Origin of the sequence: Dyadobacter psychrotolerans, assembly GCF_004349265.1 — a bacterium.
Classification (GTDB): domain Bacteria; phylum Bacteroidota; class Bacteroidia; order Cytophagales; family Spirosomataceae; genus Dyadobacter; species Dyadobacter psychrotolerans.
Genome location: NZ_SMFL01000004.1, coordinates 648,435 through 660,632, shown reverse-complemented (window position 1 = coordinate 660,632; position 12,198 = coordinate 648,435). Strand labels below are relative to the sequence as shown.

Sequence of the window (12,198 nt, the reverse complement as noted above, 5' to 3'; positions counted from 1 at the left end):
AAACTATATTTTCAACGGCTGTTTTTTTACATTTTTTTCACAATTCAGTAACTTCAAATTCCATATCCACGGTAGTAAATTCGTCACCTTTTACCTTTTCCCTTATTAGAGGATTTATGGCAATGGCATCCGATTTAAAAAGTCCTGATTTTGAAAGCTGACTTTGTGAAAGAATTAAGGCTGACCTATTAAACCCCGAACCTTCTTTAACTGAAATCAAATCCAAAACTTTTTTCCTGTCGGTTTTTTTAAGACCCTTTATGATCACCTTTCCAAATTTCGCTTTCTCCCCCTCATAAATTTTCATTTTGACATCAACCTGACCTCCGTTTTCTGTAATCACAGGTTCCGCTCTGAAAAATAAATGACCATCATCCATATATCGTGACACAACACCTTTACCATCATACAACCGTTTCTGTGTAAAAACTGAATCGTAAATATCACCGGGCTTAAGACCTAAAAAGCCCGTCAACTCGTCGTCACTATATTTCTCGTTACCCTCCCAGGAAATGACGGCAATTGTTTTGGCCCCCGAAGGCGAACTAGCTGACAAACCGGACAGATCTGATCCTTTGTCACTATCAGGCTTGCAACTATCTATAAAAGCGACCAATGTAATGATCAATACCAGCATGGGCACAACTGAAAAAAATCTGATTTTTTGCATAGGATTTGTTTTAGGTTTAGTAAGCATTTTGATTCGGCTAAAAATCTGAGAATCAGAAAAGGTGTGAGTTAGTCGTGTGCCCGAATGCTGCATAGCAAGTTTCACCAAGAGTTCGCCATAACCAACTGTGTCGTTCGAAACCGCGGATACGTACTTGTCTACAAGATATTCGTGCGTTTTACGCAGCGCGTCAGAGAGATGTTTAAGACACGGATTAAACCAAAACGCAATTGCAGCTATTTCAAATAAAATGATATCAGCAGTGTGGTATTGCCTGATATGTGTTTGTTCATGAAGCAGCACCTGTTCCAATTCCAAACTGCTGAGCACGACGGAATCTTCGTGCAGGAAAATACTTTTGCCAAAAGAAAAGGTTGGCTGAATATTTTGTGTGTAAGTCTTGCAGAATGACTCAGACTTTATTAAAGTAGCTTTCCTGCGAAGCCGGGATAAAAACGACAGGCTGCGGATAAGTAAAACCACTTTGTACAGGACACCAGTTATGTACACAGCAAGCAGCGTATTCAATAGTGTTTCGTAAAACGAACTCTGAATTGTTGGATAAATCTCGAAAGTAAAAGGAACAATCTGTGAAGAAAAGTCGGCTTGGATCTCGACAGTGTTAATGATCGCATTTCCCGGTGTTGGCTCAAAGACCGACAAAACCGCTGAGACGGAAACCAATGGCAGAATGATACAAACACAAAGTCCTCCCACCAGGTAGAATCGGTTCCACTCAAAAAAGGTGAGCTTTTCAAAAAGAAATTTGTAGACCAGTGAAAGCAGGACCAAACCGGCCGAAACCTGAACCAGATAGAGGAAAAAGTCATTCATCACTTTCTGTTTTATTTAAACCCTTTTGATTAAGCAATTCCTTCATTTTATCAATTTCCTGCTGCCCGAGATTTTCCTCTCTAACCATATAAGAAATCACATTCTCGGGAGAACCTTCAAAATAGTTGGTCACAAAATTTTTAAAGGTAAAACTCCGGTAGGCCAGTTTGGATATTGCAGGAAAATATTCGTGCGTTTTGCCATAAGCCTTGTGATCCACAAATCCTTTCTTTTCCAAGATCCGTATCAGTGAAGAAACTGTGTTGTAAGGCGGTTGCGGCTCCTCCATTTTATCGATCACATCCTTCACAAATCCTCTTTTCAGTTCCCAGAGAATCTGCATCACTTTTTCCTCAGTTTTTGTTAACATTTCCATATTTCAAATGTATAACGTATCGATCAGTTATACAACTAAAAACTAAATTATATAACGTTAAAATACGTTAACTGACTTTTCTTCGAAGGATTATCATCATAATAAATTAAAAATCAATTTTTTAGACAAAAAAAAATGGGCACCCGGAAATTCCGGATGCCCAACTTAGTCTTAATATGTACAGCGATCTATCGTTCGTTCATCTGAACAAAATCTCTTTTAGGAGCTCCCACATAAACCTGGCGCGGACGACCGATTGGCTCTTTATTTTCACGCATTTCTTTCCATTGTGCAATCCAGCCGGGAAGACGGCCGATTGCAAACATCACTGTAAACATATTTGTAGGAATTCCAAGCGCACGGTAGATAATACCTGAATAAAAATCAACGTTTGGATAAAGCTTACGTGATACGAAGTACTCATCTTCCAGAGCCGCCTTTTCGAGTTTTTGAGCTATTTCCAAAACGGGATCGTTAATACCCAACTTGCTCAATACCTCGTCCGCTGCTTTTTTAATAATTCTTGCACGCGGATCAAAGTTTTTGTAGACACGGTGACCAAATCCAAACAGACGGAAGCCGCTGGTTTTATCCTTAGCCATATCGATATACTTCTGTGTATCTCCGCCGTCGTTTTTGATTGCTTCCAGCATTTCTATTACTTCCTGGTTAGCACCACCATGAAGCGGCCCCCAAAGTGCACTGATACCTGATGAAATCGAAGAGTAAATATTTGCGTGAGAAGAACCAACTAATCTTACTGTTGAAGTAGAGCAGTTTTGTTCGTGGTCAGCATGAAGAATCAGTAACTTGTTTAGCGCATTGGCAACAACCGGGTCCACATCGTAATCCGCAACAGGAAGAGAGAACATCATGTTCAGGAAATTTGAACAATAATCCAGTCCGTTTTTTGGGTAATTTACCGGATGTCCCTGCGATTTTTTATATGACCAGGTAGCGATTGTTGGAAGTTTGGCCAACAAACGGATGATATGAAGCTGTGTTACGTCGTCTGCGTTCTGATCAAATGTTTCAGGATAAAACGCGCTCATTGCACTAACCAGTGAAGAAAGAACACCCATTGGATGTGCATTCACCGGAAATCCTTCAAAAATCTTACGCATATCTTCATTAACAAGCGTATGCGTTCTTATTTCATATTCGAAATCAGCAAATTCTTTTTCATTTGGAAGTTCTCCGTAAATCAAAAGATAGGCAACTTCGAGAAAAGAAGCTTTTTCGGCAAGGTCCTCAATCGAATAACCCCTGTAATTTAAAATCCCTTCTTCTCCATCCAGAAATGTAATGGCACTTTTCGTTGCACCTGTGTTTTTATAGCCTGCATCGATTGTAATGTAACCGGTCTGATCACGCAACTTAGCTATATCTATCGCTTTTTCCTTCTCACTGCCTTCTATTATTGGGAATTGGTAACTTTTACCTTCAAGGGTTAATTCAGCTATTTCGGACATATTAAAAAGAATAAAATAAAAAGGTTAGTATAATAAATGTGTTGATGACAGGCTTGCAGCATCAAAGAAACAACAAGCCGCGTATTACTTACTCAACATATTAATTTTGTGTTAAATCAAACGGGCCGCTAACAATTGCCCGTAAAACACAAGTCGCAATATCTTAAAAAACTGTGTACTTTCTATTATTATCTCTGTTTTATTTGTAAAAATTCAAGATCAGGACAACAATGTTTCACAATCCAAAGTATTTATGATATTATTCTATTGATATACGTTAAAAAGCGCCTTTACCGCCTGCTGACTATACTTTCTCATCCAACGATCCGGCTGTCGGCTGGTTTTTACGCCTGTCGGTCATCCACAATACTTTGACGAGATATCTGCCATAAAGCCCTATAAGAATTACCGGTAATAAATGCGCGCCGTAAATAAAAGCCTTTCCCGTAATCCTATATGAGAAGGTCGAAAACGTTGAAAAAACGTAAGCAAGCCATACAAAAGAGATGATCAGCAGCGCAGAATAAACCGCCGAACTGACTTTCCTGGAAGCAAAAATTCTCAACAGTTCACAAATTGCCAGTGAGATTCCCAGGATCAGCGAAACGGTGATCAGCGCGCTGGCGAAATTTTTAATATATGAATGTTTGTAAATTAAAACACCCAAACGACCAATCAGGTTTGGATGAGCCAGAAGGTACGCGTCGGTGATACCGAGTACCACAAGCAGAACCAGACTACTTATTTTTTTATTCATTTTTTAATCCCGGGTTGACGTTGTTGTAATTATTTTATATTTCTGAACTGCATTTACCTTGATAATCTGCAACGATATGTTTCGCCTTCTGATCGACAGATAAATTCTCGTCAAGCCAGTTGATAACCAGCCCATCCTTTTCCATTTTTCTAAAAAAGGTCATCTGACGTTTTGCAAAACGATGGATTTCCGTTTCCAATTTACTGCTCATTTCCTCTAACGAGAGCTCACCTTGCAGGTACATAGTCACAAATTTGTATTCAAGACCGTAATATATGAGCTGTTCTGCGGAAAGTCCCTTAGCTAACAGTTCTTCCACCTCCTCAATTAACCCGTTTTCAAGTCTGCTTTTTAAACGGGTAGTAATTCGGTCGCGTCTTGTTTCAAGGGCAAGATTTAATCCGTAAATGATCGCATTGTAACCAGGATTGGAGCCAAATCTTTCAGCAGTTTCATCCGGATGAGCAATCAGATATTCCGAAATTTCAATCGCACGTATCAAACGTTTTCTGGTGGAGGTATCTGCCAGGTCGTTATAGCCGGATATTGTTTTTGAAAATCTTTCAGCTAATTCTTCCTTAGAAAACAGCTCCAATGATTCGCGCAAATTTTCATTTACAGGAATTGAACCAAAAGCATGTCCTTTCAAAAGTGAATGGATATAAAATCCTGTTCCTCCGCAAACAACCGGAACTGCATTTCTTTGCTGAATGGATTGGTGAACTCTGATAAAATCCTTTTGAAATTCATTTACATTATATTGCTCGCCGGCATCAAGGATATCAATAAGGTGATAAGGAATCGTTTTCCCTTCCGTTGTGAACTCATGCAAATCCTTTCCTGTACCAATGTTCATGCCCCGATAGACTTGCCTGGAATCTGCACTAATGAGCTCCCCGCCTATTTGGGAACAAACCTTTGTTGCCAGATTTGTTTTTCCGGAGGCCGTAGGACCCAGTATTACCAGCAGAGGTTTCAAATTTCGATATTACTTTTACTAATTGTCTTGACAAATTTAAGGTTTCCTGCGTTGGTAATCTTTATCACTTGCCTGTTTTCAGGAATGTTTTTTCCCGAAAATCGCTCATTGGTTTGAGGATCAAGCAATAATTGCATCGATGGCTTTGCCGATATTTTATTGAATCCCAATTTGGTATATCCGGCACCATCAGACCATTCCAGATCAACATAGCTCATGATATCATCCGGATGAAATTCTTTAATAAAAGCAGACAGTAATTTATCCATGCCGCCGACAACCGTGGTGTTACGCAGGTTAGAAAAGCGGATCAGCTCATGCGACCGGAACGTCTTTTCGTTCTTTGCAAAAATCCGCGCATTGCTAAACGTTGCAACAGCTACGAGTAAATCCTGATTTTCTCCATTTGAGACAAAACCGTCCGGAAGCACCCGGAAATACCTTGCTGGCAGATATAAGCCATACCGGTATTTGGATGATACCGATCCCTGAAGATGATTACGTTCCAGGAAAGTTTCCGAAGTTTTTTTATGCAACCGGGAAATGTAGGTGAGCCGTCCAGGGATCCGGGTTGATTTTCCCAATAAGGCACTTATTCTGGATTGGACTATCTTCTTTTTAAATTTCCAAAGATCTTCCCAAAGAACAACACTTACAATTCCGGAATGACGAAGTTGCTGCTGATCAACCAAATAAGCTTCATATTCATCAGATGCAAACGGCATCAACCATAATTCAGTTTCTATTAATTTGATTTCCAGTATTTTCTTCTTACTTCGTATTACCGCTATCGAAGCAAAAAGCTTCCCGGAATCTTTTTGAATTATGCAGTCAAAATCTGATTCGCTAAGCCAGGCATAAACTTCTTGCTGATATGTCAACCTAGTGATCAATTTTATCCTGAATATATTATTAATGTAAAATCTGCTGTTGCCTGGCAAATGTAGCTTTCTTATTTGGGTGGTAAAAGAAAAAGGGCATCATAACTGATACCCTTTTGATTCCCAGCGCCTTGCAATCTTACTTTCCGCCCAGGCCAAAGATAAGACCGACATTCACACCTCCGAATTTCGAAGTAGATTCAAAGTCGATATTGTTGGCTGAACCTGTGTTTCCGCTGTGATCCTGGTTGCCAAAGACAAAGTGATAAATTCCTTCAATTTGTAACCCAACATTTCCAAAAGCAAACACTACACCCAGACGTGGAGCGGCACCGAAGTTACTGCGGGTCTTTGATTCAAAAACTGTTCTATTATTTAATTCAGCTTTGTATGAAGAAAGGTACACACCGGCATCACCGCCAAGATACGGGCGAACCGGACCGTCTAAAAAGTAATAATCTAAAGTTCCTGTGATTGGGGTAAGTCTTCCTTTTGTTTCAAACGTCTGACCGGCCAGGGTGTAATCGCTTCCATCAGCATATAACTTACCTGCTACACCTATTGCAAACTGTGGTGAGGCGAATACTCTTAAATTTACACCACCACCTACGATTGTTTTAGAATCTTCAACATCTGATTTTGCTAAACCACCCTGAACTCCTAACGAAAGCTGAGCGGAGGCTGCCGAACTTATAAATAGTACCAAAGCAGCTGCACTTATTGTTTGAATCAAAAACTTTTTCATGAATTAAATTATGTTTGATGAATACCGGATAAATTATAAAATCAATCCAGTATGGCGCTTTTGATCAAACACAACCTAAACCATTTCAAATCAAATATTTAAAAACTATCCTAAAATTCGGACAGGCAATTTAGCAAATAAGTTCTGTGCAAATTGTTCCTCAACTCAATGAAATACCGGACAAAACTCTTCCGGTGCTACCAGGCCATGCTTACCGTAACGGTCACGAATTTTCTCGCATTCAAAGGATGGTTCAGACAAGAAAAAGATGTTTAAAGAGTTATATTCACAACATTAAAAATTAAACAAAACACGTCATGGAGCTAAACCCAAAAGAAACTGCGCTCGTGCTAATCGAGTTTCAGAACGATTTTACAACAGAAGGCGGCATTTTTCACAGTGCTGTGAAAGGCGTTATGGATGCAAACAACATGCTTCATAACACAGCAGATACTGTGAAAGCTGCGCGTGTGGCGGGAATAAACATTATTTACGTTCCAATTTCGTTTACTTCCGATTATCATGAGGTCACACCAAAACCTTATGGTATCATGAAAGGTGTGGTTGATAACGGTGCATTTAAAAAAGATACCTGGGGAACAGAGTTTTCTGAAATGTTAACCCCTGAAAAAGAAGACATTATTATCGAGGGGAAACGCAGTTTTTGTGGCTTTGCCAGTACGAATCTGGATTTTGTTTTGCGGAGTCGCGGCATAAAAAATGTGGTACTGGCGGGATATCTGACCAACTGCTGCGTAGAATCAACCATGCGCACTGCTTATGACAAAGGATATAACGTAATTACACTTACAGACTGTTGCGCAACATTAAGCCAGGAAGAACATGACAACGCGCTGAAAAGCGATTTTCCAATGTTTAGCCAACCCATGTCGCACACCGAATTAATTTCAATTTTAACCAACGAAACAGTACTGGAATTAAAAGGAAAGGGTTACGAGTAAATCTTGATTTATGAAATACAAAAAATGGATCGCTGCTTTATTTGTAACGATAACTGTGCAGGCTGCGAATGCACAGAATTTTAAAGCAGATTTAAAAAAACTAAATGCTGAAATTGAAAGCGCTTACAAAGCTAAAAAACTGACAGCTATTGAATATGGTAAGATGAAGCGGGAGCAGGATATCATTAAACTCGCAATTGATAAAGCCAATGCCGACGACATCATGACACCGGACGAAAAGAATAAAATACATTCAAAGATTGTCCGGTCGAAGAAACGGCTGGCAAAGTATAAAACCAACCGGGAAATTTACTGACGAACTAAAACGGAGTCGATACGTATTTGAGTCGACTCCGCCAATACAGAATTAATAGTCTTTTTTTCCGTCTTTCTTAGCCTTTTTTTCGGCACGTTTTTCTTTGAGATTTTTCTCCGGTTCCTTTTTGGTACTGCCTTTGTCCAGATTTTTACCCTTTGCCATGACTAGTATTTTTTAATGTTAATTTTCGTAAAATAACTGAAATACTTCTGAATTTGGTATTTACCACACGACATTTTTCAAACATCAGTTATTCCAGTGTTAAACCAAGGCTTACTTTGCGGTAATCCAGTCCATAATCAGGTTCGCACGCGCTCCGGTTTGCCCATTGCTTGGACTTTTCCCCTCCCCTCTTAAATCTTTAACAATCTGTTCAATAAGCGGTTGCTGCACGTGTGCCGGATAAGGTATATTAAAAATCTCGGTACCCTGCTCTGTTTCAACAATGATGTCAAACTTTTCGAAGAATGAAAAAGAAATTCTGCCTTTCGATCCGGTGATGGTTGCTAAATCTTCCCGCTGAATCTTGTTTACCGTGTAACACCAGCTTCCATTACCCAGAATACCGGACTCGAACTCAAAATTAGCCACTGTAATATCATCCGCCTCGTATAAACCAGCCTGATTACGTGAAATCCCACTTGCAGTGTTAACCGGTCCGAAAATGTATTCAAGCAGATCAAACTGGTGGGAAGCCAGGTCATGAAAATGACCTCCTCCGGAAACTGCCGGATCCACCCGCCAGCGCGGTTTTGGATTACTTCCAACTTCTTCTTCGTATGGCTGCCATTGAAGACAGATATTTACAAACCGTATGTCACCGATAACCTTATTGTCAATCAACTCTTTCAGTTTAACAAAATATGGTAAACAGCGGCGGTAGTACGCTACAAAAAGCGGAACGCCGGTCTCTTTGCTGACCGCATTCATACGGCTGCATTCATCTGCATTGCGAGCCATGGGTTTTTCCACATAAACTGGTTTTCCTGCGCGCATTGCCTTTATGGCATATTCCTCGTGCACATCCGGAGGGGTTGCAATGTATATGGCGTTGACAGCTGGATCATTAATCAGTTCGTCCACATCAGAATACCATTTTGGAACACCATGCCTTTGGGCATAGTCAGCAGCTTTTTCTGCATCTCTTCGCATCACAGCTACAAGCCGGGAATTTTCGACTTTATTAAAAGCAGGTCCGCTTTTGACCTCCGTAACATTACCACAGCCTATTATTCCCCAATTAATCTGATCCATATAACTGAATTATTTTTTGAACTAATACCTAAGCATTATTATTATTTATTCTAATGAACTAGCTTTAACTTATTGCAAATTTAATCTTAACAATGTCTGAACAACTTAATAACCCGCTGCACGGAAAAACACTGGAAGTAATTCTCAATGAGCTCGTTGATCACTACGGCTGGGAAGAGTTGGGCCAACATATAAACATCAACAGCTTTCAGTTTGAACCTAGCATCAAGTCCAGTCTCAAATTTTTGAGAAAAACGCCTTGGGCAAGAAAAAAAGTTGAAGATCTTTACCTACGAATGATCGAAAGAAAATAACTTTAAAAGAAAAACACGGTTAGTACCAATCCGGATATTGACCACTTATAAGATATACTGAATTATGGCATTTGTTGACTATTACCAGATACTGGGTTTAGAAAAAACCGCATCGGACAAGGATATTAAAAATGCATACCGAAAACTGGCCAGAAAATATCATCCTGACCTGAACCCCGACGATAAAGAAGCACAAAAGAAATTTCAGGAGCTCAATGAGGCCAATGAAGTGCTGAGCGATCCTGAAAAACGTAAAAAATATGATCAGTACGGAAAAGACTGGCAGCATGGTGAAGAATATGAGAGAGCCAGGCAGTCAAGAGGACGTGCACAACAAAGTGCCGGATGGAACGCAGGAGATGATGGAGGAGGTTTTTCCGATTTCTTCGAATCTATGTTCGGCTCCTCCTCGGGATTTGGTGGCGGCAGACAGACCAGATTCCGAGGGCAGGATTACAAAGCAGAAGTTAATTTAACGCTGCTGGAAGCTTATGAAACACATAAACAGACCTTAAATGTAAACGGAAAAAATATCAGGATAACTGTACCGGCCGGCATTGAAAACGGACAAACCATCAAGATTTCAGGTCACGGAGGTCCCGGATCAAACGGCGGGCCAAATGGTGATCTGTACCTTACTTTTACCGTGGCAAACGACGACAAATTTAAAAGGTCGGGCAGTGACATTCATCTCAAAGCAGATGTCGATTTGTACACGGCAGTTCTGGGCGGTGACTTGATCATCGAAACACTCAGCGGAAAAGTAAAGCTGAGCGTACAACCCGAAACCCAAAATGGCACTGCTGTCAGACTAAAAGGAAAAGGTTTTCCGGTTTACAAAAAAGAAGGAAGTTTTGGAGACCTCTATGTGACATTTAATGTTAAAATCCCTACCAATTTATCAGATAAACAAAAGGAATTATTTACAGAATTGTCTAAATCGTAACCGGATAAAGATATGGAAACGGATCAATTGATAGCTGCTGATAAGTTTTGCACATACTACAACGTGGAATATACCTTCGTAGAATCTTTGGAAGAAATTGGATTGCTTGAAACTATTTTTGTAAAGGAAACACAGTTTATCCATATTCCGGAACTGCATAAAATTGAAAGAATGCTCCGACTGCATGATGATCTGGCAATTAATGCCGAGGGTATCGGCGCGGTCCATACGCTCCTTGATCAGATGGAGCTGATGAAACTGGAAATTATAAATCTTAAAAATAAGCTCAGATTTTACGAAGAAAGGCATTAACGATTTTCCAATTTAACCTATCACCATAATCCGATTTGCTGGAATTTCTGTAAAACACCGATAACGAACGTATCTTTGCCGCATGTTACATAAAGTGAACCCGTTTGCGGTTCACTTGAACAATCGTTATTATGAAATTTGATGATTACCATATTGCTCCGGAAATAAAACGAAGTCTGGAGAAAACCGGATTTAAACGTCCCACAGACATTCAGTTTAAAGCCATCCCGGCGATTATGAAGGGTGAAGACGTTCTTGCCATTGCACAGACAGGAACAGGTAAAACGGCAGCTTTCGCTATTCCGGTTATCGACATGTTGCACAATCAGAAAGTGTCTTCCCGTTCGGAAGGCATCCGGTGCATTGTCATGGTTCCTACGCGTGAGCTGGCCATCCAGATTACAGAAGTATTTGACAGGATCGGACAGTATACCAAAGTAAAAGCATTTAGTGTGTTTGGCGGTGTTGAACAGGGACCACAGATTGCACAGCTGGAAAAAGGGATTGATGTGCTGATTTCCACCCCGGGAAGAATGTTTGATCTGGTTAGCCAGGGACATATCAAGCTGAACCGTATTGAAGTACTGGTTTTGGACGAAGCCGACCACATGCTCGATCTGGGTTTTATAAAGGATATACAGGATTTGATTAAATTCCTTCCTAAAAACCGCCAGACATTATTTTTCTCGGCTACTATCAATGAAAAAATAAAGAAGCTTGCCTATTCACTTGTCAGAAATGCCATCCGTATTCAGATTTCTCCGAACAATCCGGTTGCCAGAAACATTACGCATTCGGTTGCTTATGTGGGCATGGATGATAAAAGATTTTTCCTTGAAAGGGTAATTAAGGAAAACCCGGAAAGTAAAATTCTTGTATTCGTAAGAACAAAGGTCCGAGCTGAACGGTTATTTGCAGCGCTTGAAAGGATGGAAATCAAAAGTCTTACCATTCACGGAGACAAAGATCAAACCGACCGCCTCGATGCTTTAAATCAGTTTAGAAAAGGCGAAACGAAGATATTAATTGCCACTGATGTCAGTTCAAGAGGTATTGATATTGCAAATGTTGACTATGTGGTAAATTACGATTTGCCCGAGCAGGCAGAAAATTATGTTCACCGTGTGGGACGTACCGGCAGAGGCACACAGAAAGGACTTGCTGTTTCTTTCTGCAGTCCTGAAGAAAAACCGATCCTTGAAGAAATTGAAGAGTATTTGGGAAAACCAATCGAGGTCGTTAAAATCAGCGCAAACGATTATTCAGAAACTCTGGATTTCACAACTGATACAACTTACGATTTGAAAGGTTTGATGAAAGAGGTAGAAGAATACGAAGGAGTTAAAAGGAAGAAAAAGAAGAAATAATATATGCTTA

Annotated in this window: 14 protein-coding genes; 6 read left to right on the top strand and 8 right to left on the bottom strand. The window is 40.1% G+C overall.

What is annotated here, in order from left to right:
- Positions 1-37: 37 nt before the first annotated feature.
- From E0F88_RS14425 to E0F88_RS14395, 7 genes are all read right to left on the bottom strand, one after another.
- The gene (locus E0F88_RS14425) at positions 38-1,504 is read right to left on the bottom strand and encodes a M56 family metallopeptidase (RefSeq protein WP_131958951.1); all 1,467 of its coding nucleotides are present in this window, start codon (positions 1,502-1,504) and stop codon (positions 38-40) included.
- Positions 1,497-1,880: a BlaI/MecI/CopY family transcriptional regulator gene (locus E0F88_RS14420; RefSeq protein WP_131958950.1), complete on the bottom strand. Its 384-nt coding sequence runs from the start codon at positions 1,878-1,880 to the stop codon at positions 1,497-1,499. Before E0F88_RS14420 ends, E0F88_RS14425 begins: the two co-directional genes overlap by 8 nt.
- 188 nt (positions 1,881-2,068) lie before the next feature.
- A complete protein-coding gene (locus tag E0F88_RS14415) occupies positions 2,069-3,352 on the bottom strand; it encodes a citrate synthase (RefSeq protein WP_131958949.1) in 1,284 nt (427 codons plus the stop codon).
- Positions 3,353-3,656: 304 nt separating this feature from the next.
- A complete protein-coding gene (locus E0F88_RS14410) occupies positions 3,657-4,109 on the bottom strand; it encodes a hypothetical protein (protein ID WP_131958948.1) in 453 nt (150 codons plus the stop codon).
- 34 nt (positions 4,110-4,143) lie between these two features.
- The gene (miaA, locus tag E0F88_RS14405; protein ID WP_131958947.1) at positions 4,144-5,088 is read right to left on the bottom strand and encodes a tRNA (adenosine(37)-N6)-dimethylallyltransferase MiaA; all 945 of its coding nucleotides are present in this window, start codon (positions 5,086-5,088) and stop codon (positions 4,144-4,146) included.
- Positions 5,085-5,969: a hypothetical protein gene (locus tag E0F88_RS14400; RefSeq protein ID WP_131958946.1), complete on the bottom strand. Its 885-nt coding sequence runs from the start codon at positions 5,967-5,969 to the stop codon at positions 5,085-5,087. Before E0F88_RS14400 ends, miaA begins: the two co-directional genes overlap by 4 nt.
- A 139-nt stretch (positions 5,970-6,108) precedes the next feature.
- Complete coding sequence (locus E0F88_RS14395) at positions 6,109-6,714, bottom strand: outer membrane beta-barrel protein (protein ID WP_131958945.1); 606 nt, start codon at positions 6,712-6,714, stop codon at positions 6,109-6,111.
- A gap of 317 nt (positions 6,715-7,031) precedes the next feature.
- On the opposite strand from E0F88_RS14395, the gene E0F88_RS14390 reads away from it, so the two are divergent.
- Together E0F88_RS14390 and E0F88_RS14385 are read left to right on the top strand one after the other, a co-directional pair.
- The gene (locus E0F88_RS14390; protein WP_131958944.1) at positions 7,032-7,676 is read left to right on the top strand and encodes a cysteine hydrolase family protein; all 645 of its coding nucleotides are present in this window, start codon (positions 7,032-7,034) and stop codon (positions 7,674-7,676) included.
- A 10-nt stretch (positions 7,677-7,686) separates the two neighbouring features.
- The gene (locus E0F88_RS14385; protein ID WP_131958943.1) at positions 7,687-7,992 is read left to right on the top strand and encodes a hypothetical protein; all 306 of its coding nucleotides are present in this window, start codon (positions 7,687-7,689) and stop codon (positions 7,990-7,992) included.
- 276 nt (positions 7,993-8,268) lie between these two features.
- Here the strand turns inward: E0F88_RS14385 and E0F88_RS14380 are convergent, their stop codons facing one another.
- Positions 8,269-9,249, bottom strand: coding sequence for a Gfo/Idh/MocA family protein (locus E0F88_RS14380; protein ID WP_131958942.1), 981 nt, complete (start codon positions 9,247-9,249; stop codon positions 8,269-8,271).
- A gap of 92 nt (positions 9,250-9,341) precedes the next feature.
- Between E0F88_RS14380 and E0F88_RS14375 the strand changes: the two genes are divergently transcribed.
- The 4 genes from E0F88_RS14375 (at position 9,342) to E0F88_RS14360 (ending at position 12,188) form a co-directional block, all read left to right on the top strand.
- Positions 9,342-9,563, top strand: a complete 222-nt coding sequence (locus E0F88_RS14375; protein ID WP_131958941.1) for a VF530 family protein — start codon at positions 9,342-9,344, stop codon at positions 9,561-9,563.
- A gap of 64 nt (positions 9,564-9,627) precedes the next feature.
- The gene (locus E0F88_RS14370) at positions 9,628-10,509 is read left to right on the top strand and encodes a DnaJ C-terminal domain-containing protein (RefSeq protein ID WP_131958940.1); all 882 of its coding nucleotides are present in this window, start codon (positions 9,628-9,630) and stop codon (positions 10,507-10,509) included.
- 12 nt (positions 10,510-10,521) lie between these two features.
- A complete protein-coding gene (locus E0F88_RS14365; protein ID WP_131958939.1) occupies positions 10,522-10,821 on the top strand; it encodes a chaperone modulator CbpM in 300 nt (99 codons plus the stop codon).
- Between the two features lie 131 nt (positions 10,822-10,952).
- Entirely contained in the window at positions 10,953-12,188 is a 1,236-nt protein-coding gene (locus tag E0F88_RS14360) for a DEAD/DEAH box helicase (RefSeq protein WP_131958938.1), read from the top strand.
- Positions 12,189-12,198 lie beyond the last annotated feature (10 nt).

What these genes read in the sequence shown, in the direction of transcription:
- E0F88_RS14425 (WP_131958951.1), bottom strand. Translation starts at nt 1,504, where the DNA reads ATGAATGACTTTTTCCTCTATCTGGTTCAGGTTTCGGCCGGTTTGGTC.
- E0F88_RS14420 (WP_131958950.1), bottom strand. Translation starts at nt 1,880, where the DNA reads ATGGAAATGTTAACAAAAACTGAGGAAAAAGTGATGCAGATTCTCTGG.
- E0F88_RS14415 (WP_131958949.1), bottom strand. Translation starts at nt 3,352, where the DNA reads ATGTCCGAAATAGCTGAATTAACCCTTGAAGGTAAAAGTTACCAATTC.
- E0F88_RS14410 (WP_131958948.1), bottom strand. Translation starts at nt 4,109, where the DNA reads ATGAATAAAAAAATAAGTAGTCTGGTTCTGCTTGTGGTACTCGGTATC.
- E0F88_RS14395 (WP_131958945.1), bottom strand. Translation starts at nt 6,714, where the DNA reads ATGAAAAAGTTTTTGATTCAAACAATAAGTGCAGCTGCTTTGGTACTA.
- E0F88_RS14390 (WP_131958944.1), top strand. Translation starts at nt 7,032, where the DNA reads ATGGAGCTAAACCCAAAAGAAACTGCGCTCGTGCTAATCGAGTTTCAG.
- E0F88_RS14385 (WP_131958943.1), top strand. Translation starts at nt 7,687, where the DNA reads ATGAAATACAAAAAATGGATCGCTGCTTTATTTGTAACGATAACTGTG.
- E0F88_RS14380 (WP_131958942.1), bottom strand. Translation starts at nt 9,249, where the DNA reads ATGGATCAGATTAATTGGGGAATAATAGGCTGTGGTAATGTTACGGAG.
- E0F88_RS14375 (WP_131958941.1), top strand. Translation starts at nt 9,342, where the DNA reads ATGTCTGAACAACTTAATAACCCGCTGCACGGAAAAACACTGGAAGTA.
- E0F88_RS14370 (WP_131958940.1), top strand. Translation starts at nt 9,628, where the DNA reads ATGGCATTTGTTGACTATTACCAGATACTGGGTTTAGAAAAAACCGCA.
- E0F88_RS14365 (WP_131958939.1), top strand. Translation starts at nt 10,522, where the DNA reads ATGGAAACGGATCAATTGATAGCTGCTGATAAGTTTTGCACATACTAC.
- E0F88_RS14360 (WP_131958938.1), top strand. Translation starts at nt 10,953, where the DNA reads ATGAAATTTGATGATTACCATATTGCTCCGGAAATAAAACGAAGTCTG.